The 25,448-nt window shown below is 58.3% G+C and carries 23 protein-coding genes and 6 pseudogenes; 12 read left to right on the forward strand and 17 right to left on the reverse strand.

The genetic code is table 11. The annotated features are described in order from the left end of the window. Positions 1 to 54: 54 nt before the first annotated feature. A complete protein-coding gene (locus tag LPU83_RS60365) occupies positions 55 to 1,701 on the reverse strand; it encodes a putative bifunctional diguanylate cyclase/phosphodiesterase (protein WP_024316395.1) in 1,647 nt (548 codons plus the stop codon). Positions 1,702 to 1,880: 179 nt separating this feature from the next. On the opposite strand from LPU83_RS60365, the gene LPU83_RS60370 reads away from it, so the two are divergent. Beyond that, positions 1,881 to 2,141 (forward strand): hypothetical protein, encoded by a 261-nt coding sequence (locus tag LPU83_RS60370; protein WP_141652580.1) that lies wholly within the window; start codon positions 1,881 to 1,883, stop codon positions 2,139 to 2,141. Between the two features lie 131 nt (positions 2,142 to 2,272). On the opposite strand, the gene LPU83_RS75905 is transcribed toward LPU83_RS60370, so the two are convergent. The 5 genes and pseudogenes from LPU83_RS75905 to LPU83_RS60395 all read right to left on the reverse strand — a co-directional run bounded on the left by LPU83_RS75905 (position 2,273) and on the right by LPU83_RS60395 (position 6,777). Beyond that, positions 2,273 to 2,644, reverse strand: a complete 372-nt coding sequence (locus LPU83_RS75905; protein WP_375680023.1) for a DUF6328 family protein — start codon at positions 2,642 to 2,644, stop codon at positions 2,273 to 2,275. A gap of 395 nt (positions 2,645 to 3,039) precedes the next feature. Next, positions 3,040 to 3,815, reverse strand: a pseudogene (locus tag LPU83_RS60380) (ABC transporter permease). Next, positions 3,799 to 4,570, reverse strand: a pseudogene (locus tag LPU83_RS60385) (ABC transporter ATP-binding protein). Before LPU83_RS60385 ends, LPU83_RS60380 begins: the two co-directional pseudogenes overlap by 17 nt. 75 nt (positions 4,571 to 4,645) lie before the next feature. Further along, complete coding sequence (locus tag LPU83_RS60390; RefSeq protein ID WP_024316391.1) at positions 4,646 to 5,647, reverse strand: ABC transporter substrate-binding protein; 1,002 nt, start codon at positions 5,645 to 5,647, stop codon at positions 4,646 to 4,648. A gap of 47 nt (positions 5,648 to 5,694) precedes the next feature. Then, on the reverse strand, positions 5,695 to 6,777 hold the full coding sequence (locus LPU83_RS60395) for a 4-oxalomesaconate tautomerase (RefSeq protein ID WP_024316390.1): 1,083 nt from the start codon (positions 6,775 to 6,777) through the stop codon (positions 5,695 to 5,697). A 109-nt stretch (positions 6,778 to 6,886) separates the two neighbouring features. Here LPU83_RS60395 and LPU83_RS60400 point away from each other — a divergent pair, with 109 nt between their 5' ends. Further along, positions 6,887 to 7,789 carry a LysR family transcriptional regulator gene (locus LPU83_RS60400; RefSeq protein ID WP_024316389.1) on the forward strand — a complete coding sequence of 301 codons (903 nt, stop codon included), beginning with the start codon at positions 6,887 to 6,889 and terminating at the stop codon, positions 7,787 to 7,789. 320 nt (positions 7,790 to 8,109) lie between these two features. Here LPU83_RS60400 and LPU83_RS60405 read toward each other — a convergent pair. The 7 genes and pseudogenes from LPU83_RS60405 to LPU83_RS60435 all read right to left on the reverse strand — a co-directional run. Beyond that, positions 8,110 to 8,376 (reverse strand): annotated as a pseudogene (locus tag LPU83_RS60405) (aldehyde dehydrogenase family protein); the annotation flags it as partial. Between the two features lie 590 nt (positions 8,377 to 8,966). After that, entirely contained in the window at positions 8,967 to 9,713 is a 747-nt protein-coding gene (locus tag LPU83_RS60410; protein ID WP_024316387.1) for a ribonuclease activity regulator RraA, read from the reverse strand. A 21-nt stretch (positions 9,714 to 9,734) separates the two neighbouring features. Continuing rightward, positions 9,735 to 10,898, reverse strand: a complete 1,164-nt coding sequence (locus tag LPU83_RS60415; protein ID WP_024316386.1) for a mandelate racemase/muconate lactonizing enzyme family protein — start codon at positions 10,896 to 10,898, stop codon at positions 9,735 to 9,737. Between the two features lie 33 nt (positions 10,899 to 10,931). Next, a complete protein-coding gene (locus tag LPU83_RS60420) occupies positions 10,932 to 12,029 on the reverse strand; it encodes an ABC transporter ATP-binding protein (RefSeq protein ID WP_024316385.1) in 1,098 nt (365 codons plus the stop codon). Between the two features lie 11 nt (positions 12,030 to 12,040). Further along, positions 12,041 to 12,931, reverse strand: a complete 891-nt coding sequence (locus LPU83_RS60425; RefSeq protein ID WP_024316384.1) for a carbohydrate ABC transporter permease — start codon at positions 12,929 to 12,931, stop codon at positions 12,041 to 12,043. Then, on the reverse strand, positions 12,928 to 13,887 hold the full coding sequence (locus tag LPU83_RS60430) for a carbohydrate ABC transporter permease (protein WP_024316383.1): 960 nt from the start codon (positions 13,885 to 13,887) through the stop codon (positions 12,928 to 12,930). The genes LPU83_RS60425 and LPU83_RS60430 overlap by 4 nt, the downstream gene beginning before the upstream one ends. Before the next feature lie 73 nt (positions 13,888 to 13,960). Next, on the reverse strand, positions 13,961 to 15,439 hold the full coding sequence (locus LPU83_RS60435) for an ABC transporter substrate-binding protein (RefSeq protein WP_024316382.1): 1,479 nt from the start codon (positions 15,437 to 15,439) through the stop codon (positions 13,961 to 13,963). A gap of 209 nt (positions 15,440 to 15,648) precedes the next feature. Between LPU83_RS60435 and LPU83_RS60440 the strand changes: the two genes are divergently transcribed. The 4 genes from LPU83_RS60440 (at position 15,649) to LPU83_RS60455 (ending at position 20,227) form a co-directional block, all read left to right on the forward strand. Continuing rightward, positions 15,649 to 16,359 (forward strand): GntR family transcriptional regulator, encoded by a 711-nt coding sequence (locus LPU83_RS60440; protein ID WP_024316381.1) that lies wholly within the window; start codon positions 15,649 to 15,651, stop codon positions 16,357 to 16,359. A 54-nt stretch (positions 16,360 to 16,413) separates the two neighbouring features. Further along, on the forward strand, positions 16,414 to 17,580 hold the full coding sequence (locus tag LPU83_RS60445) for a mandelate racemase/muconate lactonizing enzyme family protein (RefSeq protein ID WP_024316380.1): 1,167 nt from the start codon (positions 16,414 to 16,416) through the stop codon (positions 17,578 to 17,580). Between the two features lie 68 nt (positions 17,581 to 17,648). Continuing rightward, a complete protein-coding gene (locus LPU83_RS60450) occupies positions 17,649 to 19,010 on the forward strand; it encodes a mandelate racemase/muconate lactonizing enzyme family protein (RefSeq protein WP_024316379.1) in 1,362 nt (453 codons plus the stop codon). Positions 19,011 to 19,027: 17 nt separating this feature from the next. Then, a complete protein-coding gene (locus LPU83_RS60455; protein WP_024316378.1) occupies positions 19,028 to 20,227 on the forward strand; it encodes a mandelate racemase/muconate lactonizing enzyme family protein in 1,200 nt (399 codons plus the stop codon). Positions 20,228 to 20,243: 16 nt separating this feature from the next. Here LPU83_RS60455 and LPU83_RS60460 read toward each other — a convergent pair. After that, a pseudogene (locus LPU83_RS60460) lies at positions 20,244 to 20,405 on the reverse strand (Ku protein); the annotation flags it as partial. A gap of 4 nt (positions 20,406 to 20,409) precedes the next feature. On the opposite strand from LPU83_RS60460, the pseudogene LPU83_RS60465 reads away from it, so the two are divergent. The 3 genes and pseudogenes from LPU83_RS60465 to LPU83_RS60475 all read left to right on the forward strand — a co-directional run. After that, positions 20,410 to 21,434: pseudogene (locus LPU83_RS60465) on the forward strand (acetoacetate--CoA ligase); the annotation flags it as partial. Positions 21,435 to 21,662: 228 nt separating this feature from the next. Then, on the forward strand, positions 21,663 to 21,968 hold the full coding sequence (locus LPU83_RS60470; protein ID WP_024316375.1) for a type II toxin-antitoxin system RelB/DinJ family antitoxin: 306 nt from the start codon (positions 21,663 to 21,665) through the stop codon (positions 21,966 to 21,968). Further along, positions 21,968 to 22,261 (forward strand): type II toxin-antitoxin system RelE/ParE family toxin, encoded by a 294-nt coding sequence (locus LPU83_RS60475; RefSeq protein WP_024316374.1) that lies wholly within the window; start codon positions 21,968 to 21,970, stop codon positions 22,259 to 22,261. Before LPU83_RS60470 ends, LPU83_RS60475 begins: the two co-directional genes overlap by 1 nt. Before the next feature lie 669 nt (positions 22,262 to 22,930). Here LPU83_RS60475 and LPU83_RS60480 read toward each other — a convergent pair. Beyond that, on the reverse strand, positions 22,931 to 23,527 hold the full coding sequence (locus LPU83_RS60480; RefSeq protein WP_024316372.1) for a mobile mystery protein B: 597 nt from the start codon (positions 23,525 to 23,527) through the stop codon (positions 22,931 to 22,933). A gap of 5 nt (positions 23,528 to 23,532) precedes the next feature. Beyond that, on the reverse strand, positions 23,533 to 23,997 hold the full coding sequence (locus tag LPU83_RS60485; protein WP_024316371.1) for a mobile mystery protein A: 465 nt from the start codon (positions 23,995 to 23,997) through the stop codon (positions 23,533 to 23,535). Positions 23,998 to 24,036: 39 nt separating this feature from the next. Between LPU83_RS60485 and LPU83_RS60490 the strand changes: the two genes are divergently transcribed. From LPU83_RS60490 to LPU83_RS60500, 3 genes and pseudogenes are all read left to right on the forward strand, one after another. Continuing rightward, entirely contained in the window at positions 24,037 to 24,450 is a 414-nt protein-coding gene (locus LPU83_RS60490) for a hypothetical protein (RefSeq protein WP_141652579.1), read from the forward strand. A 267-nt stretch (positions 24,451 to 24,717) separates the two neighbouring features. Continuing rightward, entirely contained in the window at positions 24,718 to 24,975 is a 258-nt protein-coding gene (locus tag LPU83_RS60495; RefSeq protein ID WP_141652578.1) for a multidrug effflux MFS transporter, read from the forward strand. Next, a pseudogene (locus LPU83_RS60500) lies at positions 24,972 to 25,094 on the forward strand (transposase domain-containing protein); the annotation flags it as partial. The gene LPU83_RS60495 and the pseudogene LPU83_RS60500, both read left to right, overlap by 4 nt. Before the next feature lie 10 nt (positions 25,095 to 25,104). Here the strand turns inward: LPU83_RS60500 and LPU83_RS60505 are convergent. After that, positions 25,105 to 25,338, reverse strand: a complete 234-nt coding sequence (locus LPU83_RS60505; protein ID WP_024316369.1) for a DUF6429 family protein — start codon at positions 25,336 to 25,338, stop codon at positions 25,105 to 25,107. Positions 25,339 to 25,448 lie beyond the last annotated feature (110 nt).

Raw genomic sequence — 25,448 nt, forward strand, 5'->3', positions numbered from 1 at the left:
GATCGCCGTCGGATCAACCCTCGATGGACTCACGATCGTGCGAGCTTGGCAGGTCTAAAGCATCGCGAACGACGAATGATCCAAGAAATCCCCGATGGCGTCGGCAGGCATCGGGGCGCCCAAGAGGTTTCCCTGTAGCCGGTCGCATTTCCTTCTGCCAAGCCAGGTCGCTTGGCCGACAGTCTCGACGCCTTCCGCAGTGACCCGCATCCCCAATCCGTGAGCAAGGCCGATGATGAAGCGCACGATCGTCTGGCTCTTCGGGTTCGTCTCGACATCGTTGATGAAGTGCTTGTCGATCTTGATCGTATCGAAAGGAAAGTTCTGTAAGTAGCTAAGGGACGAATATCGGGTACCGAAGTCGTCGAGCGCGATCCGGATGCCTAGGATCTCGAGTGTGTTGAGCGTGTCAAGATTGTTGGTCGTGCGCTCGAGCAAGACGGTTTCCGTTATCTCGAGTTCCAACCGATCGGCCGCGAGTCCGACCTCGTCAAGGATTGCCGCTACGCGATCGGTGAAACCACCGAGTAGGAACTGGGCCGGGGAAAGATTGACCGCAACAATGAAGTGCGAGGGCCAGGTTGTCGCCTGGCGGCAGGCGTTTTCCAGCACCCACTCTCCGATTTCTCCCATCAGGCCGTCAGCTTCGGCCATGGGAATGAAAAGGTTCGGTGGAATGACTCCAGCATAGGGATGGCGCCACCGCAGCAAAGCTTCGAAGCCGACGATCCGCTCCGGCAGCTCTACGAGCGGCTGGTATTCAATGAAGAATTGCCCTTCCTGGAGCGCGACACGTAAGCTGCGCCTCAGCATCTCGCGCTGCTCTAGCATGATCAGCATCGAGCGGTTGAATGCTCTCGCGCGACCGCGTCCATCGTTCTTCGCAGCGTAGAGCGCGATGTCAGCCGCCTTCATCAATTGCTCGCCGTCGTTTCCGTCATTTGGCGCGACGGCGATTCCAATGCTTGCGCCGACAAAGACATCGATGCCGTCGATGGTGAACGGTCCCTTGAACGCATGGACCAGTGATTCCGCCAGCCGCTCTGCTTCACCGGGCTGATCGTCATGGCATTGAATGACGGCAAATTCATCGCCTGCGAGCCTGTAGGCGGTCTCCCCATCGCGAAGCACGGCTTGGATCCGTTCCGCCGTCATCTTGAGCACGATATCGCCAGCGCCGTGACCAAGGGTGTCGTTGACCGGCTTGAAGCCATCGAGATCCATCTGCATCAACGCAAGCTTGTGCCCAGCAAGCACAGGGAGATTCGCCTGAAGATCGCTGCTGAACTGCCGACGATTGGCCAGTCCTGTCAATGCGTCATGCCGAGCCTGGTGAAGAAGCAAGGCTCGATCTGCGTATCCATTCGGGGCTTTCGAACGAGCCGCCTCGTTTCGCGTCTCGATGACCCCGAGTCCCCGTTCCGTGCTGAAAAGGAGAAGATTGCGCCCCTCATCGGACGCGCCAGGTTCAATCGCAATATTGCACGGGATGCCGCCGGCAAGCACCGCCTCGACAAACGGCCTGCGGTCGGAAATCAGCAGCTCTGGATAGACCTGCCAAAGAGTTGCATCTGTCGCGGCCACGATTCTGTAGGCCTGGGCAACCTTTGCAGAGCATTTTACCAGCTTTAGGCTATTCCCATAATAGGAAACAAATTCATCGGTTTGACGATGCATAGACGCCACATTAGAATCTTTCATTCCCGCCTCAGCCTGTTGAGACAACGCTAACATGCTGACACTAAGTTTTTCAATCAAGTGTCGCGTGGTCACCGAGAGGACAACTAGGGAGCGTCAAATAAAAAGAAAGTTCCGGAATCGGCGTTCAAAGGCGCGGTCGGCAGCGGAGCAACTAACACCGGCCGCCAGAAGATCGTGTGGTGACGGCCCTTGATGGGATGAAGTTGCTGGTGATGATGATCCCCGACAGCGGGATTAGGGATTGCCCAAATCCACTGGCCACTTCTTGGGCTGGTGAGATCGAGCAATATCTGTCCGAACTGCAAATCGCCGTTCCACGCGGCGAAATCCTGATGGCCTTCAGCCGGCCACGTTTCTCGCCAGCGATATCTCGGTTCATATTCGGGCGCACAGGGCTTCCCTCGGAAGATGTTGCCGACAGCCGCATGTCGATGGTTTGAATTCTTGCTCCGCCCGACCCTCATGCCCGGGCGCGGGCAGTACGACGCGGGCTTCTGTTAACACATAGTCGATCTTGGCAGCGGTCGGCGTCTTTTCGTCAAAAGTAGACATGCTCGTATCTCCATCGCCGTCACGAAGCAGGATTGGACCGTACCACAACCCAAGCGCCACCAGGCCCCCTAAGATACCGGCTACGATCCCCGCCAATATTCCGAGACTGCGGCTCGTGGCAACGCCGAGACCCAAGCCGAGTGCGAGGGCAAATGGGGCAAGCGTCAAGCAAGAAATCCGCGTGACAAACCCATTGAAATCTCGTCGCTTCTCCTCGCTCCACAATCCGATGGCGCGCGCTCGGCGTAATCAGAACTGCGATGACCCCGACCATGATGCAAAGCAGGATCACTTCGATCCCTTTTTGGAGGAAACTGAGATTGGAAAAAGCATTTTGAAATGGCGCATGGAACTGAAAGCCGAGCAAGATCTGCGCGCCCAACATCGGCATGCGCAATTCATCCAGAGCCGTCTTCGTCTTATCGGCCCGAGACACCTGCTCGACCTTTTCTTTTGCGCAAACGCGAATGGCTGGAACTGCGTCTATGCCGCGTCACCCGACATGAAATGGCAAGTTTCATAAGGCATCCCGCCCCGTCTATGCCATAGAACCGCTACTCCACTCGGAAGTTCCACGAGTGAGGATCTAAATCAGAGTTAGGGTCTGGGGTGCTGACCAATCCAATTGGGCACGAAAAACAATGGCCGCTTAGAAGCGCCTAAGATTTTAGCACTTCGATTCACAACAATCGGGTGTTGGTTACGCGTTCGAATTCAAGGCCGAAAAAGAACGGGATGCCGATGGCGGCACCCCAGCTCCAATCACATGGAAACTGATCCGGTTGGTTACGCCGCTCTTTCTTCTGCTGCGTTCGGTCTCCACTTAATGAGCCGGCCTTCCAAAACATCGAGAATGCGGTCGATGATGAGCACGAACAAGGCCAGGATGATGATGCGGCAAACACTCCGACCGCGTCGAAGTTGCCTTCCGCCTGCGCGATCAGATAACCGAGCCCCGCAGAGGAGCCGAGATATTCACCAATGATGGCGCCTACCACCGCGAAGCCAACTGACGTGCGAAGGGAAGACAAAATCCAGCTGGCCGCCGCCGGAAAATAGACATGCCGCAACAGATCGGAACGTTTGGCCCCGAGGATCCTTGCGTTTGCGAGGACGACCGGGTTGACTTCGCGGACGCCTTGCATCGCGTTGAAGAAGGTGATGAAGAAGACAAGCGTTACTGCGAGCGCTACCTTCGACCATAGGCCGAGACCAAGCCAAAGCACGAAAATTGGGGCGAGTACGACGCGCGGAATGGCGTTCAGGCCCTTGATGAAGGGGTCTAAAATCCGTGCCGTGCTGCGGCTGAGACCGAGCCATACCCCGGCTGCGACGCCCAGGCCCGTGCCGATGATGTAGCCGAGCACAGTCTCCGTCAGTGTGATTGACACATGTCGATAGAAGCTGAGGTCAACAATCCAGCTGACCATCTGGTTGAAGATGTCGAGCGGGGCTGGAAAGAAGAAGACATCGATGAAGCCGGCGGTCACGCCGAGCTGCCAGCCGCCGAGGATAAAAACCAGCATCCCGAGCTGGATGATGCGTTCAGTCACGACGCTCATAGCTTTTCTCCACTTCGCCGCGCAGGGAAGCCCAGATATTTCGATACAAATCCATAAAGCGTGGATCGAGCGTGATTTCCGCGACGTGCGCGGGGGCGCTCGAGTTCCACCGCGAAGCTTTCGATGACCCGTGAACGAGGGCCGGCTGCCAGAATCGCGACCCGGTCGCCGAGGGCTATTGCTTCCTCAAGGTCATGCGTGATCATTACGACGGCCCTGCGCTCTTCCTGCCACAGACGCAGGAGTTCGTTTTGCATGAGGTGCCGTGTGTGAATATCGAGGGCCGAAAAGGGCTCGTCCATCAGGATGACCTTGGGGCCGGAGATCAGGGCCTGCGCCATCTGAACGCGCTTGCGCTGGCCGCCCGAAAGCTGATGCGGATAGCGATGCTCGAACCCTTTGAGTCCGACTTTCGCAAGCCAGTTCATAGAACGCTCGCGCCGCTCTGCACTCGGCACACCTTTGAACAGCAGTCCCAGCTCGACATTCTCGATCGATGTCTTCCAGGGCAGCAGTGCGTCCTGCTGAAAGAGATAGCCGATATCGTTCTGGACGCCCTTAATCGGAGCGCCGTCGATCGCCACTCTGCCGCTGGCAGGCTTCAGAAGACCGGCAATGGCGTTGAGAACGGTACTTTTGCCACAGCCTGTCGGTCCCACGATGGCGAGAAACTCGCCATCGGCAACTGTCAGGTTCACGTCCTGCACCGCGACATAGGAGCCGAATGACATCGTGACTGTGTCAATCGATACCATTGGCCTTTTGTTTAGCTCGCCCGTCGGAACGGACATGGGTTTTACGACAGCCAATGCCATGGCCTCCTCCTGGGGTTAGTTGATGGTCTTGTCGGTGACTTTGTCCACGAATGCGCTCGTGTAGGTTTTGGAAAGATCGATGGTCGCGGCAGCAACCTTTTGGTTGAAACTCTTCAAAACGGCGAGGGGTGTCTGAGTGTCGGTCTCGCTGAATTTGCCATCGACCGAGAAGATCGGTTTGGCATTCTCGACAGCCTTCACATAGGTGTCCCGGTCACCGGAGATGAATTCCTTCGGCAGTTTTTCGACAATCTCTTCAGCGCTGTGTGTGTTCATCCAGGCCAGCGCCTTAACGGTCGCGTTTGTGACTTTCTGGATGGTTTCCGGATTCTCATCGATATAGGCCTGCGTCGCATAAAGGACGGAGGTCGGGTAGATCCCGCCGTAGATTTCCGTGGCACCCTCGTCGCTGCGGGCGTCAATCAAAATCTTGCCGACACCCTTGGCTTCGATAAAGGTTGCCGCCGGATCGTAGTTGACCAATAGATCAACTTTTCCTTGCTCGAGCGCCGCAACAGCAGCCGAACCGGAGCCGACTCCGATCAACGAGACGTCATCAGCCGATAGGCTGTGGCGCTGCAGATAATAGCGAACGAAGAAGTCTGAAGACGAGCCCGGTGCTGTGATACCGATTTTCGCGCCCTTGATCGTTTCAGGTTTGGCAGGATCAAACGTAGCGTTCTTTCCACCGGCAAGCACGAGCCCGGAATTGCGGGCCAGCTGCACGAAGGCGACAACAGCCTTGTTCTGCGACTGCATCTGGATGGTGTGGTCGTAGAAGCCGACCGCGATATCCGTGGAGCCGGCAACGAGCGCCTGCAGCGTCTTGGAACCGCCCGATGCGAAGTTTTCGACGGTCACCTCAAGACCTTCCTTCTCGTAGAGACCTAGGCCAGCTGCGACCGGAAAGGGCAGGTTGTTGAGGTTGTAGGACCCGACGCTGATGCGGACGGGTTCCGCAAAAGCCGAACCTGCGAAGGCGGCCGTCGCTGCAAGGGCGAGCAAAAGTTTACGCATGCGTATTCCTCCCTGATGCGTGGCGCCCTCCCGGCAACCACTTTCGATTATGCCGCGCAAACCATTTGCGCGATAGGTTTTGCAAAGACCCGGCCTTCGAAGAGGCGGCGGGCCGTACGCAGGATTCCGGCAACTGTCTTGCCGTCGCGGGTATCCAGTTTCACTTCCAAACGACCACTTGGATGTTCGAGAACGAGAACGACCGGCGGCTTGCGGTCGCCGATCAGCCGCGAGGCGACGGTTCCGTCGCTGATGCAGGCTGTGGCAATGCCGACCGCACCGGTCGTTGCGAGAGACGGGTGGCATTGACGTGGCATGAAATAGCGCACGCCGAGATCGCCACTCTTGTTAGGCGTCGAGATTAGAACCGGCTTTGGCGTGACCTGACTGCTGACGTCACCCATACCCATGCGCCGGCCGGCTTCGAGCCTCAGAGTTTCGAGACGTTCGAGCAATGCGCCGTTGGCATTAAGCACGGCCGCAGGTTCGTTCCCCGTCACGCCGAGGGCGGTGGCTTCCAGCAACATCATCGGCATCGCGCAATCGATGCAGGTCACATCGATGCCATCGATCCTGTCTCGCGGGTTGCCGGTGGGAAAAAGCATGCCCGTGCGTGCTCCGGCAGCATCCATGAAGGTCAGCGCGATTGGCGCAGCATTGCCGGGCACGCCGTCGATCGACGCATCTCCCATGTAGGCAACCCGGCCATCAGGGGTCGGAACCTCGGCTTCGATCAATTTGCCGGTATTAACGTTGTGAATGCGCACGCGGGTTACCCCCGTCGTCGCCTTGATCAGGCCGGCCTCGATCGCGAACGGCCCGACGGCCGCCAGCATATTTCCGCAGTTGGGCGAGGTATCGACGAATTGCTGATCGATGCGGACCTGAGCGAACAGATAATCCACATCCGCATCGGACACGGTTGCTGGACCAACGATGGCGACCTTGCTGGTGACCGGATTGCCACCGCCGATTCCATCGATCTGTAACGGGTGACCGGATCCCATAACCGAAAGCAGGATCTGATCGCGTTGACGCGAATCCGACGGAAGGTCGGATGCGAGGAAGAACGGTCCTTTGGAGGTGCCGCCTCGCATCAGAACGCAGGGAATGGAAATCAGGTCGTTCATGGTTGTGTCCGCATACTGATGTGATCTAAATATCAATCAGCTTCTTTGTTGCAGTAAGCGGCAAAACGATTGATATGTGAAATGCGAATATCAGAGGGAATGATGCGTTGTGAGCATTAATTGCGAGATACTGGATCTGCGCGCGTTTCTATCAGTCGTCGAACTGGAAAACTTCCACCGCTCTGCCGAAGCGCTTAATCTGTCACAGCCGGCACTCAGCCGGCGAATTCAGAAGCTCGAGCTGGCAATCGGGGCACCGTTGCTCGAGCGCACGACGCGTCATGTCTCGACAACCGCCCTTGGCGCGGAGCTGATCCCCCTGGTACGGCGCATGCTTGAGGAGTTCGACACGTCGCTGTTTGCAGTGCGCGATGTTGGGTCCCAGCGCAGCGGTCTTGTGACGATCGCATGCCTGCCGACGGCTGCTTTCTATTTTTTGCCGACCGTCATCAAGCAGTTCAGCGCCGAATATCCCAATATTCGTTTTCGCATTCTCGATTTGCCGGCCACCGACGGTCTGCAAGCAGTCGCCCGCGGGGAGGTCGAGTTCGGCATCAATATCATGGGCTTTTCAGATCCCGACCTTGTCTTCGACCGGCTCATCGAAGATCCGTTCGTGCTTGCGGCACGCAAGGATCATCCGTTGGCGGCCAAGAGCGAACTCGAATGGGACGATCTGGCGCCCTATCAACTGATCACGGTTCACCGATCCAGCGGCAATCGTACGCTTTTGGATGCAGCATTGGCGAAATCGAACCTGAAACTGCGCTGGTCGTATGAAGTCACGCATCTTTCGACATCACTTGGTCTCGTGGAAGCCGGGCTTGGAATTTCGGTTCTGCCGAAACTCGCCACACCACAAGAGGAGCACCCGTTTCTCGTCACGAGACCTATTCGCAATCCTCAAATCTCGCGAACGATCGGCATTGTGCGCCGTCGCGGTGGGACGCTTTCGCCCGCAGCCGAGCGCTTCATGACCATGTTGATTGGGACGTGGGCCGAAGGAAATTGAGCGGCAAAAGCGTTGATGTTGGCGAGAAGGTGACGATGCCGGAGCCCACGGCTCGGCGTACCGGTCGCCGTCGGGGGCTATTGCCTGGCGGGGCGGTATGCCTTGCCGCAAGGCTGGCGAATGGGCGCACCCTCAAGGCATTCATGTCCGCTCATGACGCCCGAGAACCCAAATTTGTGGGTTGCCGCTCTCCCATCCGCAGGTCGTCCTTGTTTTCTTCGGGTACGACCGGCATGCCGAAATGCATCGTCAACTCGGCCGCGGGAACGCGACTGAAGGAATGTCGCCGGCGACGCATATTGCGTCCTCGCAATCTCCGGTCAGACAGCTTCTGTAATCAGCTTGGTGTTGAAGAAGTTGTCCATCGCCTCAGTCCCGCCTTCGGACCCATAACCAGAGTCCTTTATTCCGCCGAAAGGCAGTTCCGGCAGCGCGAGACCATGATGATTGATCGACACCATACCGCTTTGTATATCGCGCCCGAGCGCGGCGCTCACTTTTGCCGACGTTGTGTACGCGTAAGCTGCAAAGCCAAAGGGGAGACGGTTGGCTTCCGTGATGGCTGCTTGATAGGTTGAAAAAGGGCTCAACGTCACGATCAACAAGCTCTCGCAAAAATGGATGAAGATCGGCCTCGAATAGTCGGCGATCTCTGCCTTCTACAATCGGAAAAGATCGCCGCCGCCATGCGCTCGGGCCGGCTCAATTGCACCGCCTGTTAGTTCCATAAATACGGGTTACACAACAAAGGCCGAGTTTTCAGCATCTTTGAAAAGAGGCTGTGAGGCCGATGGTTCGTATCCCATCACATCAGGATCGATGCGGTCGGTCTTCGCCCGGCGATGCCGGTAGGGCATGGCAATCGATGCGGCCTCTACAATGTGAGCGCAAATCTAAAGTTTGGTGGCGGAACGTGGCCCGAAGTTAAAATTTTCAGCCCCTCGCGATCTGAACGTCCACTAGTTCCGAAGACCCGACGCCGCCATGCAACGTTCGGCCCAAAGCTGCCGGCATCCGACACCCTTCATAGAAGGTGACATTCGGCGAACCTCGGCGTCTGGATCCCGGCTGCCTGATCGAAAAGCGGGCGCCGAGGGCGAAATTCGACTCAGTGCTTTTTGTGTAGACGCCGGCGATATCCCAGAAAGTTCGCCGCCCGCCTAGGGTAATCCATTGGCTAAGTTGTTCCCGAGCGTTTTGTTTTGCGCCACTCTTCGTACTCTCCGCGGGCATCGTCATGCAGCGGATAGTAGCGCTGCAACGACCCGCCCCCCATAAGCTTCACTCGCGAGAACTCCTCCCAATCGTGATGCTTTTGCGATTCTTCGATTACCTTCGGGGCCATTGCGACTGGAAGCACCACCACCCCGTCATCGTCGGCGACGACGATGTCTCCGGGGATTACCGTGACACCGCCGCAGGCAATCGGAACGTTGACGGCGTTGGGATAGATGCCAGTCTGCACATGATAGTTGGGCGTCCAGCCGCGCAGCCATAGGGGGAGATCTAGCTTCTCGACATTGGGCCGATCGCGCATGCACCCGTCGATTACGATGCCAGCGCCGCCTCTGCCTTTGAAATACGTCGACATCATATCGCCAAAGACGCCCGAGCTCATGTCGCCGCGCGCGTCGACCACGACCACATCGCCCTCGTGCACGTGATAAAGCACATGGCGGTGCAACTGCGTCTCCGGATCTGCATATTCTCCCTCGGTGAAGAGGTCCGGCCGCTGCGGCATGAATTGAAGCGTCAGGGCCGGCCCGACGATCGACTTCCCGCGATTCTGCGGCACGGGACCGACCATGTGCGGATTGCGGAAACCCATGTGGCCAAGCGTGCCGGAAACCGTCGCGGCGCCGATTTCCTTCAGTGCGTCGATCAGCTCTTTGGGCGGTCGCGTAATGTCGGGTGTATGCGTCATTTTAGGCTCCGGTGGATGAAACTACCAGTTTGTGACAGAACCGTCGCGGCGCTTCAGGTGAGGCGCTTCCCAGAAACGAAAGCTCTCCGCCTTGACCGCCTCTTCGTTGACCTCGACGCCGAGCCCCGGCAGATCGCTGACCGGATAGTCGGGGCCGTCGAGCCGTGGTTGTACTGGGAAGAAGTCGGAATTATCGAAGCCCAGCTTTGCTTCGGGCGCCCTGGTCTCGAGCCAAGCGAAATTCGGTACCGCGGCGGCGAGATGGATGGTCGCGGCCGTGCAGACTGGGCCGAGGGGATTGTGCGGCATCAGGTCCACATAGTGCGCCTCGCTCCAGCCAGCGACCTTCATCGCTTCGGTGAGCCCGCCAACATTGCAAACATCGAGCCGGTTGAACTGATGGATGCCTCGCTCGATGTAGGGCAGGAACTGCCACTTGCTAGCAAATTCCTCGCCGATGGCGAACGGGATGTCGGTCATCGTGCGCAGAGATTCGTAGGCCTCCGGGGTCTCGTCTCGTATCGGCTCTTCGAGGAAATCAAGCACGCCACGGCCGAGCTTGTTGCAGAAGCTCGCCGCCTCTGCCACCGAGAGCCGATGGTGATAGTCGATGCCGAGCACGACGTTGTCGCCCAGCGCCTCGCGCGCCTTGTTTAGCATACTTGCGGTAGCGCCGATCGACTCGCGCGGCTCAAAGAAGTCCTTGCTGTTTTGCCCGATGGGGAAGAAGCGGATTGCCTGCCACCCCTGTGCGCATAGTTCGCGGGCTCGCTCGATGGCAACATCGCCCTCGGCCTCGTCACCGGTCGAGGCGAAGGTAGAAATGCGGTCGCGCTGCTTGCCGCCCAGCAGGTCGTGGGCCGGCACCCCCAGCGCCTTGCCCTTGATGTCGTGAAGGGCAATGTCGATGGCGGAAATCGCCGCCTGCAGAACGCGCCCGCCCTCGAAGTATTGGCTACGATAAACTTCTTGCCAGATCCGACCAATTTGCATCGGGTCGCGGCCGATGAGAAACTCGCGATAGTGCTCGATCGCGCCGGCCACTGCCTTCTCGCGACCGCTCAAACCGCTTTCGCCCCAGCCGAAGATGCCGTTGTCTGTCTCGACCTTGACGAGCATCTGGTTGCGTGTTCCTACCCATACCGGATAGGGCTTGATAGCGGTGATTTTAAGCTTCGTAGTCATCCACGTCCTCGTTCCACACGCATCCGCTCTGTCTCAGCTGGCCTTGAGGGCCATTTCTGTTTCGCCGTCGAACAGATGCATCCGCTCCTGGTCGAACTCGAGCCAAATCTGCTCGTCGGGCGCGACGGCAATGGTCGGCGGCACGCTGACGTTGACGATGACGCCAGACAGGAACGCCTGTATGAAGGTGACATCGCCGGTCGGCTCGACCGTGTAGGCCTTCGCAGGGACGCTTCCTGGCACCGCACTCTTGTGCAGCTTGATCGTCGAGTGACGTGCGCCGAGCACGACTTTCTTGGTGGTTGCCCTCGCGACCTTCTGGGCGTTCTGTGGCGAGAGCTCGAGGCGCCAGCCCTCCGCGCTGGTCAACACAGTGTTGCCGCTTGCCGTTGATGCCTCCAGCGGAACAAGGCTCATCGCCGGGCTGCCGACGAAGCTGGCGACGAACATGTTCACCGGATGGGCAAAGACCTGCGCCGGTGAATCGTATTGCTGCAGGTAGCCGCCGTTCATCACCGCCATCCTGTCGGCCATGGTTACGGCTTCGAGCTGGTCGTGGGTCACATAGATGATCGTCGCCTTGAGGTCCTGGTGGAAGCGCTTGATTTCCGACCGCATCTGCACACGCAGCTTTGCGTCGAGGTTGGACAGTGGTTCATCCATCAGGAATACCGCCGGATCTCGAACGAGGGCGCGGCCCAGGGCCACGCGCTGCTGTTGCCCGCCCGAAAGTTCGCGCGGCTTACGCTCGAGCAGCTGCGTCATGTCGAGCACTCGCGCTGCTTCCTTGACCTTCTTGTCGATCTCGTCCCTTGGCAGTTTGCGCATCTGCAGCGGGAACGCCAGATTTTTATAGACCGATTTTTGCGGATAGAGCGCGTAGTTCTGGAACACCATTGCGATGTCCCGGTCCTTGGGGTCGAGGTCGTTGACCACCCGGTCGCCGATGACGATGTCGCCAGATGTGATGGGGATGAGCCCCGCCACAAGATTGAGCGTGGTTGTCTTGCCGCAGCCTGAAGGGCCGACGAGCGCAACGAATTCGCCGTCGTTGACCGTCAGCGAAACATTATTGACAGCTTTGAAGCTGCCATAGGTCTTGATCAGATCTTTGAGGACCACGTGGGCCACCGGCAACTCCCCTAGTGCTTGACTGCGCCTTCCGTGAGGGCGCGTACGAAGTATCGTTGCAGGACGAGAAACAGGACCACGACGGGCACGCTCATCATAAAGCTGGCCGCCATCAGGCCCGGAAAGTCCGTCGTATTTTCCGAGAAGAAGCGCTGGATGCCGACCGGGAGTGTCAACTGCTCGTTCTTGGAGAGGAAGGTGTAGGCATAGATGTATTCGTTCCACGCGCCGATAAAGGAATAGATCGCCGTGGCGATGATTCCTGGCGTCGAGAGCGGCATCACGATCAGGACAAAGGCCTGGAACCGCGTTGCCCCGTCGATGCGCGCCGCTTGCTCGAGCTGCACCGGGATGTTGTCGTAGAAACCCTTCAGGAGCCAGATTGCCAGCGGCAGGCCGAATGTGAGGTAGGTGAGGATGAGCGACCCATGCGTGTTTACCAGCCCGATCGCGCGCATCAGGATGAAGAGCGGCACGAGAAAGATCACGGCCGGGAACATGTTGCGAAGCAAGACGGCGAAGAACAGAAAGTTCCGGCCCGGGAAGGTGAAGCGCGAAAACGCGTAGGCCGCAGGAACTGCCACGATCACCGAAAGGATGGTCGTGGCGGTGGAGACGAAAAGGCTGTTCCAGAAGAAGCGCAGGAAGTCCTGACCGACGCTGTTTTGCGGATCGAGCAGCTTCTGGTAGCTGGCAAGGGTGGGTTGGTCCGGCCACCATTGCGGCGGGAATTGCATGGCCGCGAAGCCGGACTTGATCGAGGTGATCAGCATCCAGATCATCGGTAACGCGGTGTAAAGCAGCATGAACACAAGAAAGATGCGTCCGCCCCACCGCCATCCATCGATGCGCACACGACGACGCGCCTGGCCTCGATGAGCATTCTCGGCAATCGTGCTCATTCGCTCCCATCCTTCTGTTCGTTACCGCTCAGCGCACGGACGTAGAAGTAGCCGAGCGACATCAGGATCAGGAACAGCAGCACCGAATAGGCCGATGCCACCCCCCAGCGCTGGCGGCCGAAGGCGAGTTCATAAATGTGGGTGATCCAGATATGCGATGCGTTCGACGGCCCGCCGCCGGTCATGATCCAGGGGATGATGAAAGAATTGAAGTTGGCCACTGCCAGCAGAAGGATCGTCACCGTCGAGACGTTTCTCAAGTGCGGAAAGGTGACGTGCCAGAACCGCTGCCATGCATTGGCTCCGTCGACTTTTGCGGCGCGCAGCAACTGGTCGGGGACTGTCTGCAGGCCAGCCATCATCATGATCATGGCAAACGGAAACTCCCGCCAGATATTGACGACGATCAGCGAGGGCAGCACAGTGCTGACGCTGTCGATGAAATTCGGCGGCCGGTCGGCCAATCCGAGGCCGACCAGCACCGCGCCGATAATCCCAAAATCCGAATGATAGATCCACTTCCAGATATAGGACGCGGCGACCGCGCTGATGACCCAGGGAATGATCAGGACGGCGCGCAGGATGCCACGGCCGGCAAAGTCACGATGGAGCGCCAGGGCGCTGGCAAACCCCAGGACAAATGAGATGAAAGTGGATCCCAGTGTCCAGATAAGAGTGTTCGAGGTGACCTTCCAGAACACCGGACTTGTGACGATGGCGATGTAGTTGTCGAGGCCGATGAAAATTTTGTCCCGGAGCTGCAGGCCAGGCGGTGTATTAAAGAACGACAGCTCGATCGTGTAGTAGATAGGGTAGGCTATGACGATGAGCATCACGGCGATCGCAGGAAGCACGTACGCGTAATCAGCGCGGTGCTCCCAAATCTTTCGCAGCACGCCGGACCTACCGGGTTGAAGTCTTCGGCGAGTCTCGGCCTTGCCAGTCAAGATCGTCACTGTGCCGTGCCCTTATTCTTCGGAACAAACCGGCTGCAATCGAGACGCAGCCGGTCAGATCGTCAGGCTTGGTCTAGAGTCCGCCGTCCGTCAGGTCTTTTACCTTCTTGGCCGCGTCGTCCGCTGCTTGGTCGACGGTCATGGCTCCGGTCAGGGCATTCTGCAGCATGTCCGGGACGATAATGTTCATGATCTCGGGGGACTGTGGCAGCGCCGGGAACGGGATGCCGTAGGGCAGCATCGAGGTCGTGACATCAAGGAACTTGATGTTGTCCAGACGTTCCTTCATCCATTTGGTCTTAAAGCCGTTAAGGTTTCCCGGGTTCGAGCCGGCATAGGCCATCTTCAGTGACCATTCGGGGCTCGTCCACATGCAGATGATAGCCTTTGCAGCCGGTTCGTCTACCTTGCCGCCCTCGACATATTCGGGCTTCAGGATGTGAATGTTGGAGCCCCCGAACACGACGGCACGCTTGCCGTCGGGGCCAGTTGGAATCAGGCCGTAGCGCATGTTGTCGATGACGGTCTGCGCCTTATCCTTGTCGGTATCCGTCGCTTTTTTCTGCAGGTCGAGCATGACGTTGTAGTCGGACGGGTGCGAAATCATCATGCCGAGCTGGCCAGCGAGGAAGAGGGGCTGGTTGTCGGCCTGCTGGTTGGTGAGCGCCGAAACCGGAACCGACTTGTCGCGAACATACATATCGTAGGAGGCTTGCAATGCCGCCTTGCTCTGCGGGCTATTGAGCTCGACCTTCTTATAGGTCGGGTTGGCGGTAGCTTCGTCGAAGACGCCGCCGCCGTAGGCCCACAGCTGCGGCATGAAGCGGTACGGCGTATTGCCGGCATTCTTGCGAGCCACGAGGCCGTAACCGGCAATGCCGAGCTTGTCGTGGATCTGCTTGGAATACTGGACGACGTCGTCCCAGGTTGCCGGAGCCTTGTCCGGATCCAGGCCTGCACGCTTGAAGATGTCGGCGTTCCAGATGAACGCCATCGTCTCGTTGTTGGTTGGAATGCCGTAGGTCACCCCCTCCCAAGTTACAGCCTTCATTGCGCCGGGCCAGAAATCCTCGGTCGAATACCCTACATCCTCGGGTTTGAGCGGCTGCAAATAACCCTTTGAGGCGAACTCGGTGCCCCCCAGGATTTGCAGTCGGACCGCCATGGGCGCTGCATTGCCAAGGAGCGCGGTCCGGAACTTGTCCAGCAGGTCGTTATAGGTGAGGGCTTGTTCCTCAAGCTGGATGTTTGGATAGGTTTTGCGGAAGGTCTTGAAGAACTCCTTATAATACTCTCGCAGGAGGTCGGGGTCTCCCTCGAACACGCCCTGATACCAGAAAGTCAGTCGCCCCTTGTAGTCGAGCGGGGTGACCTTGGCGCAATCGCCCGCCGTGTCAAAATCCTGGGTCCCGGCAATGGAGCGCACATATTGCGGCGACCACTTGCTCAAGTCGACCGGCGCACCCAGCGCCGACGCGGACATCAACGATACCATCAAAGCAGTGGAGACAGTGCCGCGCAGGACGGCACCTCCGAGTGAAATCCTCGTCATAGGTATCCTCCAGGTTCTCTCCCATGCCGCTCTGCCTCAAGGCGAGCGGTCTTTGCTCGTCGGCCGCAGGACGTTTTCAGCGAATGTATCCCTTCGAGCTAATCATACGTTTTCAGATCGTTGATTGCCTGTCAACTAGAGAAATCGTACATTGTTTGCAGAAGCCTCGCATGATATCTGAGCAATGTGTGTATTGATTGGGGACAGTCTTGGCCGATACAAGCGATTTTAAAGCAGAGCCACCCGAAGGGATTGACGCTATCGGGGCCTCCAGCGAGGGCGCCTCGCTTTATCAACTGATCAGGGAAGACATCATCGAAGGGCGGCTCGCTGCCAACGAACGGCTTGTGGTCACCGATCTCGCCCGGCGCCACGGCACCTCGACCAACCCCGTGCGTGAGGCTTTGCAACTGTTGCGCGGGGAGGGCTTTGTCACCCTTGTTCCCAACCGCGGAGCGCGCGTCCGGCCCATAGACCAGGATTTTGTTCGGGACATCTACGAGATAGGAGTCTTGATCGAGCCGGCACTGACGCGATGGTTCGTGAATATGGCCACCGTCGAGGACATTGCTGAACTCGAACGCATCCAAGGCTTGATTGAAGAGAACAACTTCGCCGACACGTTCAGGCACAGCGAGCTGGACACCGCCTTTCACACCATAATGTACCAAAGACACTACAACCGCCATGCCGCCGAGCTTTGGTGGAAGCATCGCGAAGTGCTTCGAGCCGTGAGCCGGCGTTTCAACTTCACGCTCGCCCGGCGCGCCGCGATCCTTCGCGAGCATCGCGAGCTCATCGCGCATGTAAAAGCGGGAAATGCGAACGAGGCAGGCGAACTCATTGCACGCCATGTCGAGGGCTCCGGCCGGCACATCCTCGAACACATGCGTGCGCGTAACGCCGCTCGGGCAGGATAGAATACATGGCGTGGAATATCGTTATCCCGACCACTTCGGATCAAGGCAATTGAGATGAAAATCACCAGCGTTCGGCCGTGGCTAATCAAGTCCGATGCTTCTTATTGGGGAGAGTTTCTGTTCGTCGAAGTGACGACCGACGAGGGGGTGAGCGGCTGGGGAGAGATCACCACCACGACAAGGCTCGCCAATCGCGCCCTCTGCACGATCCTGAGGCAGATCGGTGCCGCTGTGACAGGCGAGGACCCGGCGCGTATTGAGTATCTGTGGCACAAGATATTCCGCAGCTTCACCTACATGGGCAGTCGCGGCGCCGCAGTCGAATGCGTGAGCGCCATTGACATAGCCCTCTGGGACATCCGAGGCAAAGTCTTGGGTAAGCCGATTTACGAGCTGTTGGGTGGACCGGTACGCAATGAAATTGCGCTCTACACTCATCCCCACCAGGCTAAATTTACCAGCAATGAGGCTGTGGTCCGCGAAATTCGAGACATCGTCGAGTCCGGCCACACTGCGCTCAAGTTCGATCCTTTCCCCCACCAAGGCCGCACCGCCGATGGACAGCCTCGCGAACAGCGCGACGGCTACCTCGATGGCAGCATGACCCGCAAGGATGAGCGCGAAGCCGCCGAACTCACGGCTCTGATCCGCGAAACGGCGGGCTCTGATGTCGACATCCTCATCGATGCGCATGGCCGGTTCGACGTTCCCACCGCCATTCGCCTTTGTCGGAGCCTCGAGGAAGCTGGTCAGATCGACTGGTTCGAGGAGCCCTGTCCACCGGAGAGCCTCAACGCTCTCAGACAGGTCCGTGAGAAGGTCAGCGCCGCTATCTCGTGGGGCGAGCGCGGCCACACGAAATGGGATTTCGTGCCGGTGCTCGAAAACAAGCTCGCTGACTACATCATGCCGGACGTCACCTGGACCGGCGGCATTACCGAACTTAAGAAGATTTCTGCCCTATGCGAAGCCTACTACATCCCGGTCTCGCCGCATGACGCCGCAGGGCCGATCAACGTGGTTGCGGGAGCGCAGGTGATGATGACCGTTCCTAATTTCTACAAACTTGAAACGTCTGAGTGGAACCTGGGCAAATACGATCACCTCATCGACAGAGCACTCGATGTTTCGAATGGCAGCCTCAAGCTTACGCCCAAGCCTGGTCTCGGCGTTGAAATGAACCGCGACTACCTTCAAAATCACGAGATAGAGCTGGACTAGGTAGCAACGCTCTACGCCGCCTCAGCGTGCGCGACGACGAGCCCCGCCGACCAGAACGAGGATAAATCATGCCAGAGGCAGATGGAGCCGACGAGGCGCTCAATCGGGTGAACACGCATTCCAAGCCGTCCGACCTTCGCATCACCGACATGCGGGTAGCCGAAATTGTCGGCGCGCCGTTCACCTCAGTGCTGCTTAAGATTTACACCAACCAGGGCATCGTCGGGCTTGGCGAGGTGCGCGACGGTGCCAGCGCCACCTACGCGATGATGCTGAAGAGCCGGTTGCTTGGCGAGAACCCTTGCAACATCGATCGACTGTTTCGCCGGATCAAGCAGTTCGGCGGGCACGGCCGGCAAGGCGGCGGCGTATCGGCGGTTGAAATCGCGTTGTGGGATCTTGTCGGCAAGGGCTATGGCGTCCCCATCTACCAGATGCTCGGCGGTCGTTTTCGGGAGAAAGTGCGCGTCTACTGCGATACCGACGCCACCGTGCCGAGCGGCACCGAGACCGGCAAGCGCCTCAAGCAGCGCATGGAGCTCGGCTTCACCTTCCTCAAGATGGATTTGGGACTGATGCAGATCGCGGATGTGCCCGGTGCGGTCGTGTTTCCTGCCGGCTCACTAGAAGGATACCGCGACCACCCCGGTCGCGGCGCAGTGAAGACCTTTGACGAGCGGCGCGTCCGCAACGCTGTGTACGATTTGCATAACGTCCAGCACCCGTTTACCGGCCTCCACTTTTCCGACAAGGGCCTCGACCTGCTTGAGCAATACATCGCCGAGGTTCGTGAGGTCATCGGCATGGATGTGCCGCTCGCGATCGACCATATCGGCCATATCTCAGTGCAGAACGGCATTCGCCTTGCCAGGCGAATTGAAAAATACGTGCCAGCCTGGCTTGAGGACGTGATCCCATGGCAGTACACCGAGCAGTACCGACAACTGCAGGGCGCCACCACGGTGCCGATCTGCACCGGGGAGGACATATACCTGAAGGAGGGCTTCGAGCCTCTGCTCAAGAGCGGCGGCCTCTCCGTTATCCACCCGGACCTGCTCACCAGCGGGGGTATCCTCGAGACCAAGAAGATCGGCGATATGGCGCAGGACCATGGTATCGCCATGGCCATCCACATGGCAGAAAGTCCAATCGCCGCAATGGCCGCGGCACATGTCGCGACCGCGACTGAAAACTTCATGGCGCTCGAATACCACTCTGCCGATGTCGACTGGTGGGACGATATCGTCACCGGCCTTCCCAAGCCGCTGGTTAAGGACGGCTTTATCACTGTTCCGGACAAGCCGGGCCTGGGGATTGACGACGTCGTCGACGAGGTGATCTCGCAGCATCTGCAGCCGGGTGTCACCGGCATCTGGCAGCCTACGGATCACTGGGACGATGAGTATTCCTGGGATCGCACCTGGAGCTGAGGCGAAAAGGAACGAAGATGAAGATCACCGATCTCCGCTGCGCCGTTATCGGCAAACACCCGATCGTCCGCATCGTTACGGACGAGGGCCTCTATGGCTTGGGCGAAGTCGAATTCACCAAGTCCTACCTCAAGCCCTGGGTGCTGCATTTCCGCGAGGCGCTGGTCGGCGAGGACCCGACCGACGTCGAGAGAGTAATGTTGAAGATCCGCCAACGCGGCTCTTTCAAGCCGTACGGCGCGGCAGTGAGCGCTATTGAGCATGCGCTGTGGGATATTGCTGGCAAGGCCGCGGGCGTGCCCGCCTATAAACTGCTCGGCGGCAAGGTGCGGGACAAGGTGCGCGTCTACAATGGCTCGGTTCGCCAGAAACGCACGGGCGACCGGCCGGAGGAATACGCCGCTGACGTCAAATGGATGATGCAGCAGCCGCAGAACTTCTTCATGGTCAAGCAAGGAATCTCGTTCCACTCCAACATGAAGGACACCATCGAGGGCTTCCACTACGGCGTGACGCAGAAGAAGGCCGGCTATCATGGTGCCATGGATCAGGGCGTGATCAGCGAGCGCGGTTTCAATCACATGCTCGACTGCGTGATCGCGATGAAGGAAGTGCTGGGCGACAAAGTCAGCCTGGCACTCGACTGCGGTCCGGGCTGGATGCTGCCCGATGCGATTAAGTTCGCTCGCGCGGTAGAGAAGTACAATTTGATGTGGCTCGAGGACATGCTGACGGGCGACTATGTGCCGTGGGTCAATCCGCAGGCCTATCGGGAACTGACAACCTCCACCTCGACGCCAATCCACACTGGTGAGCAGATCTACCTGCGGCACAATTTCAAGGAACTGATCGAGACGCAGGCGGTACGCGTCATCGGCCCCGATCCAGCCGATGTTGGCGGCATTGCCGAGCTCAAATGGGTCGCCGAGCACGCCTACATGCACTCGATCCTGATGGCACCGCACGGCACTGCTAACGGCCTGCTGGGCCTCGGCGCGTTGATCAATGTCTGCGCCACGTTGCCGGCAAATTACATCGCCTTCGAATATCCGACCGCCTCCGACCCCTGGTGGGAGGACCTGGTAATCGGCTTGCCGCCGCAGATCGTGAAGGACAGCATGGTGGACCTACTGGAAGCGCCGGGGCTGGGCCTCGATATCGACGCTGAAGGGGCCAGGAGATATCTCAGGGAAGAGGATGCGGGCTTTTTCGACTGAACCTCCCTCCACCTGCCGTGTCCATCTTGTTGGGCGCCAGGTAATAGGGCTTCTCGAAATAGGTGAAATCGATCTGTAAACAGGAAATGAAGGCCTCGATCTTCAAGGTCTTGTCGCTATCGGGTACGGCGGCGGCGACCTCTTCCGACTCCAGCACGATATACTGCGCGTTCTCGATAGCCCTCTTCTATTTCACCACCTGCGGCTGAATGATGTGGAACTGGCTTGCGTCAGGAATGGCAAGTGGCGGGACGTATGCTTGTTCAACGGCTCGCCCTTCGCCCCCTCAGGCAACGTTTTGTGGCACTACGCCGCTGAGGAGCGCTTCGCCATCTTCGACACATCAGCCAAATATTTCGACGCGATGCGCAAAGGCGGCATTGAACCGCTGAGGACCCATGATCTCTCTAAGCTTCGTCTCATCATTTCCACCGGCTCGCCCTTGTCTCACGAGGGCCTCACCTTCGTCTATGAGGGCATCAAGGAGGATGTGCAGCTCGCCTCGATTTCCGGCGGCACCGATATCGTTTCCTGTTTCGTGCTCGGCAATCCTGTAACGCCGGTCTGGCGCGGCGAGATTCAGGGGCCCGGCCTCGGCCTCGCCGTCGATGCGTGGGATGACGAGGGCAGGGCGGTGCGGGCGAGAAGGGCGAGCTGGTCTGCACGCGCGCTTTTCCCTCCCTGCCCGTTGGCTTTTGGAACGACGATAACGGCGCCAAATACCGCGCCGCCTGTTTCGAGCGTTTCGACAATGTCTGGTAGCACGGCGACTTCGCCGAATGGACGGAACATGGCGGCCTGATCATCGATGGCCGCTCGGAGGCGACCCTCAACCCGGGCGGCGTGCGCATCGGCACGCCCGAAATCTACAACCAGGTCGAACGGCTCGACGAAGTCGCCGAAGCCATTTGCATTGGCCAGGACTGGGACGACGACGTTCGGGTGATTCTTTTCGTTCGCCTTGGACCAGGCCTGGCGCTGGACGCCGATCTCGAGAAGAAGATCAAGTCGAAGATCCACACCGGCGCCTCACCGCGTCACGTGCTTGCAAAGGTGACCCAGGTCGCCGATATTCCGCGCACCTCCGGCAAGATCGTCGAACTCGCTGTCCGAGAGGTTGTGCATGGAGGCCAGTGAAAAAAAGGAAGCGCTCGGCAATCCGAAAGCGCTGGAGCTTTATGCGGGGCTCGAAGCGCTGAAGGTTTAGGAGTCAGCGTGATCGATGGCTGGCTGCACAATACAATTTCGATGATTCACGACAAATGCGTTCCATAAATTGCGCTACGCCGCAAATTATTGATTTTTTCAGGTGTTTAAATGATTTAGTTGAGGGTTCGTCGGTTCAGATCATTTCAAGGCGACCATAGAAGAACGAACTTTGCTCTAGAAAATGTCATTCAAATGAATTACGTTTGCGGTGAAGGAGATCCACAGTATGGCTGCAAATGCACTCGTCCAGACTCGGATTGATGCCGACGTAAAAGAACGCGCCACGGCGGTTCTCGAAAATATGGGTTTGACCCTGTCGGATGCTGTCCGAATTCTTCTGACTCGGACAGCAAATGAGGGAGCCGTACCGCTCGAACTTATCAACCACAGCGAGGCTCACGATGCGTGGTTTCGTGCGAAGGTATTACAGGCGCTAGAGGACACTCGACCGGATCTCGACGATGGTGACGCCGAGGTGCGTTTTCGAGAGCGCCGGGCGGTAGCATTACGCAAAGCAGAGGTGCGCGACTGATGAAGCTTGTTTGGGCGCAATATGCGCTTGACGATCGCGATGCCATCTTCAGCTACATTGAAAAAGAAAATCCACGGGCAGCGGCTCATGTCGACGAGGCGATTGTTCGTGCTGCACGTCGTCTTCTTGAGTTTCCTGAAAGTGGACGTCCCGGCCGAATAACTGGCACTCGGGAGTTTGTCATACCGCACACACCTTACATCGCCGCTTACGTTGTAAAGATCGATAGAATACGGATCCTGCGCGTTTTGCATGGCGCGCAAATGTGGCCTACCGAGGTCGGCGACGAGTAGAGACTTTACCCGGTCCTTGGTCCGAATCTCTTCAAGACCACCAAATGAGAAACCCAGGTTAATCAATGGCTAAGAGGCTTCTTCAACGAGCCTCCGGTTCGATTACTATCAAGGCGGGCGTTATCAGCGCAGACATCCAAGTCGCGATCAGACTGGCCCCGAGCATTTGGGGGATGGCACGATATCGGGCCATCGCGTGGAAGGCAAAAGCCAGGCTATACCAATGATACTGTCGGCTCGCCATCGGCAAACCGCAACCGAAAGTCAACAATGCGATTGCCCGCGAACTGACCGGCTTCGTCTGGGACGTGAGCAGAAATTTGCGGCCAATAGCCCCTTCCGTGATGATCGCAAGAACATCTGATCCCAACAATTTTGGGGCAGTTCTGAACATACCAACTTGCCCGGCGTGCCGCGAAATCCACGCAGGATGAGAATCCTCGATATACGGTGGGGCGAGCTCAGTCTTGTGTCCTTCCTTAAAGAGTGGAAGGCTGGTGACAAACATGGCAAATGCAGTACCCAATCCGCGGATAAGAGCGGATCAATCGCGCATGATCGGATCGCGGCACACCGGTCAGGTTGAAATCGACCGCCTCGATGTAAACTCGGCGAGGTCGTCCTGTGCTTCCCACACCCACGACGGTCATGAGAGCGTGCCTGTGACCCCTACGAGCGCGCGAACCCTAGTAAGGGTTCGATCTCGTGATTGTCGGCCGCCCGGAGCGCCGTGACATAGCGGGCACGGGTCTCGCCAGCGTCAATCAGGTTTGCCCGGCCCCAGCTAAACGGTGGTCGTCCGAGCTGGCGAGCGAGCAGGTCGCCCACCAGGCGGGAAAATCGTCCGTTTCCGTTTGGGAAGGGATGGATGGCGACCAAACGGTGGCTGAACCGGACAGCGATCTCATCGGGTGGATAGGTACCGTGCTCGACCCAATAGCGGCCATCGTCGACTGTCTGCCTGACATCCATTGCGATACGATATGCAGCAACGCCAATGTTCCGGCCCGTCGTGCGGTATTGTCCCGCCCAACGCCACACCTCGCCAAACATGCGGCGGTGCAGCTCGTTCAAGGATTCCTGGTCGAGGACGTCACGCCTTCGTGACATCGCCCAGCGCAAGCCTTCGCCGATGTTGACCTGTTCGGCCTCGTTTAACTCATGCCGCAATGTGATGTAGGAAGGGATGAGCTGCTCCCGCTCCTCGGCGGTTAGCGGTGTGTTCGCTTCGTCATCGTCTTGGAACCGAGGATCGGCGTCTGCCATGGGAGTCAGTCATTCTCCCACAGGCGTCGGGGCGAACCGGCCAGAATGGCGTCAATGAGACGGCGGCGTTCGTCCTCCAGATCCGGCTTGAGCAAAGCTTGGTTTTCCAGCATCATCGTATGATCCAGGCGCGCCATGTCCTGCCCCGCCTTTTCTGCCGCTCGCTCGTGAAGGATGTCGTCGAGTGGCTTGATCGGTACGAAGGCGTAAACGAACGTGCAGTTCATTGCCGCCGCGGCTTCCCGAAGCGTCTTGATCGTCGTCGCGCCCGAAACCTCGGCTTTCTCGATGGCCGGAATGCGCGAGGGGGCTGCCCCCATCCGAGTGGCGAGTTGTCGTGTGCTCATCCCCAGAGCTTCGCGGATGGCTTTCATCCAACCGCGAGGCGGTGCAATGAGCTTAAGTTCCCGCAATGGCGCGAGACGGCGTTCCAGCTGTTTGCGCGCGAGCGCGGCCTGTTTTGTGTTCATAAATATATGTCCATCTACGGATGGATATAGCATAAAAATATGAGCGGAAAAACAGAAAACGAACATATACAAGTGGTCGCGGGCGTGGCCCGGTACATTCACCTTAGAGGGGATGTAGCGGGCGCGATGGGAGGGCAACTCCAGCATCACGAAAAGGATGCGAGACCTACCCGCTCGAAGGAGGGCAAGATGAGCTTGAGGCCGATACGCGCGACTATCTATGGATTGGGAACAGTGGAACGAGTAACGGCCCGCTATCTCCAGGAAAGGAATGTAGAGGTGGTGGCAGCGTATGTCACGACGATCGATTTGTCCGACACGGGCTTCTACGGCGCGCAGGTTTCGGAGGAAATCGCCCGTGAGCCGTTGGTGCATCTGGGCCACCATCGGCGTGCGCTGGAAAGCGCTGGAGGCAACATGCTCGATGAAAACAACCTGCCGCATCGCGCATGAAAGAGGACTTATCCTGCGGGTGAAATGCAATCCGGCGTCGGTTTCCAAACTGCAATGACAATAGTGCAGCCATGGTCGACAAGTTCAAATACCGCGAAGCGGTGTCCAGACTCGGGGCGGCGGTGAGTGTCGTGACTCTCTAATGGCGGGACGTCTCGGCGGTCTGCAGCGTCACGGACGCGCCGGCAAAACCTACCCGGCCATTCGACCGCTCTCCAATCCGGACTTCAAGATGGCAAGCAAACGCGCGTTGCCAGCGAGCCGGGTTTGATATTCCTGCTCAGCACGCTCGTCGCGATCGGCGCGATGTCGATCAACCTCTACCTCTCGGCATTGCCCGAGTTCGGTGCGGTCTTTGGCGCGTCGGCCGGGACGATGCAGCTGACCGCCTTCGGTTTCCTCATCGGTCTTGCCTGCGGTGGCCATATTTCGCCCGCTAGCCGACCGGCACGGGCGGAAACTGCCGCTTGTAGCCGAGTGCTTGCCGCGCTTCGAATGCGGAGGGTTTCATCGCCGCGCGCGTGATCGTCACGGCAAAAATGAACCAAGTCGATCCTCAGGCCTGGCTTGCCGACCTTCTTGCCCGTATCGCAGATCATCCAGCGAGCAGGATCGACGAACTGTTGCCTTGGGCTTGGAAGGCCGAAAAAGCCGCTATCGCGGTGCCCGCCCAAATAGCTCGACAAAGAGCGCTTTTGAGCGCTCCAGGCCTTCATCCGTCAGGACCAACGACTTCGACTTGTTCACCGGATCCCCGATCATCCCCCTCTTGAACAAGCGATCGGTCGTGGCCCAGTCAAAACCCTTCCACGCCCGGTACCCGTCATGAAGCGTCAGCGACAGCAACGCCAAGACAGCATCATCGATCTTGTCTTCGTCGATATCCATCGCGAGAGCATATCACGAGCAAAGCGAAATTCCTGCGGGTCCTCGCCGAATGCGTCCAGATTTTCCTCGCCTGTCGAGAGTGCCTAATTCCGACCGAAGATCTCGTGTAT

This window comes from Rhizobium favelukesii, assembly GCF_000577275.2.
Classification (GTDB): Bacteria; Pseudomonadota; Alphaproteobacteria; order Rhizobiales; family Rhizobiaceae; genus Rhizobium; species Rhizobium favelukesii.

Excerpts from the sequence above, each read along its gene's own strand:
- LPU83_RS60365 (WP_024316395.1), bottom strand. The coding sequence starts at position 1,701 with ATGAAAGATTCTAATGTGGCGTCTATGCATCGTCAAACCGATGAATTT.
- LPU83_RS75905 (WP_375680023.1), bottom strand. The coding sequence starts at position 2,644 with ATGCCGATGTTGGGCGCGCAGATCTTGCTCGGCTTTCAGTTCCATGCG.
- LPU83_RS60390 (WP_024316391.1), bottom strand. The coding sequence starts at position 5,647 with ATGCGTAAACTTTTGCTCGCCCTTGCAGCGACGGCCGCCTTCGCAGGT.
- LPU83_RS60395 (WP_024316390.1), bottom strand. The coding sequence starts at position 6,777 with ATGAACGACCTGATTTCCATTCCCTGCGTTCTGATGCGAGGCGGCACC.
- LPU83_RS60410 (WP_024316387.1), bottom strand. The coding sequence starts at position 9,713 with ATGACGCATACACCCGACATTACGCGACCGCCCAAAGAGCTGATCGAC.
- LPU83_RS60415 (WP_024316386.1), bottom strand. The coding sequence starts at position 10,898 with ATGACTACGAAGCTTAAAATCACCGCTATCAAGCCCTATCCGGTATGG.
- LPU83_RS60425 (WP_024316384.1), bottom strand. The coding sequence starts at position 12,931 with ATGAGCACGATTGCCGAGAATGCTCATCGAGGCCAGGCGCGTCGTCGT.
- LPU83_RS60435 (WP_024316382.1), bottom strand. The coding sequence starts at position 15,439 with ATGACGAGGATTTCACTCGGAGGTGCCGTCCTGCGCGGCACTGTCTCC.
- LPU83_RS60445 (WP_024316380.1), top strand. The coding sequence starts at position 16,414 with ATGAAAATCACCAGCGTTCGGCCGTGGCTAATCAAGTCCGATGCTTCT.
- LPU83_RS60450 (WP_024316379.1), top strand. The coding sequence starts at position 17,649 with ATGCCAGAGGCAGATGGAGCCGACGAGGCGCTCAATCGGGTGAACACG.
- LPU83_RS60455 (WP_024316378.1), top strand. The coding sequence starts at position 19,028 with ATGAAGATCACCGATCTCCGCTGCGCCGTTATCGGCAAACACCCGATC.
- LPU83_RS60470 (WP_024316375.1), top strand. The coding sequence starts at position 21,663 with ATGGCTGCAAATGCACTCGTCCAGACTCGGATTGATGCCGACGTAAAA.
- LPU83_RS60475 (WP_024316374.1), top strand. The coding sequence starts at position 21,968 with ATGAAGCTTGTTTGGGCGCAATATGCGCTTGACGATCGCGATGCCATC.
- LPU83_RS60480 (WP_024316372.1), bottom strand. The coding sequence starts at position 23,527 with ATGGCAGACGCCGATCCTCGGTTCCAAGACGATGACGAAGCGAACACA.
- LPU83_RS60485 (WP_024316371.1), bottom strand. The coding sequence starts at position 23,997 with ATGAACACAAAACAGGCCGCGCTCGCGCGCAAACAGCTGGAACGCCGT.
- LPU83_RS60490 (WP_141652579.1), top strand. The coding sequence starts at position 24,037 with ATGAGCGGAAAAACAGAAAACGAACATATACAAGTGGTCGCGGGCGTG.
- LPU83_RS60505 (WP_024316369.1), bottom strand. The coding sequence starts at position 25,338 with ATGGATATCGACGAAGACAAGATCGATGATGCTGTCTTGGCGTTGCTG.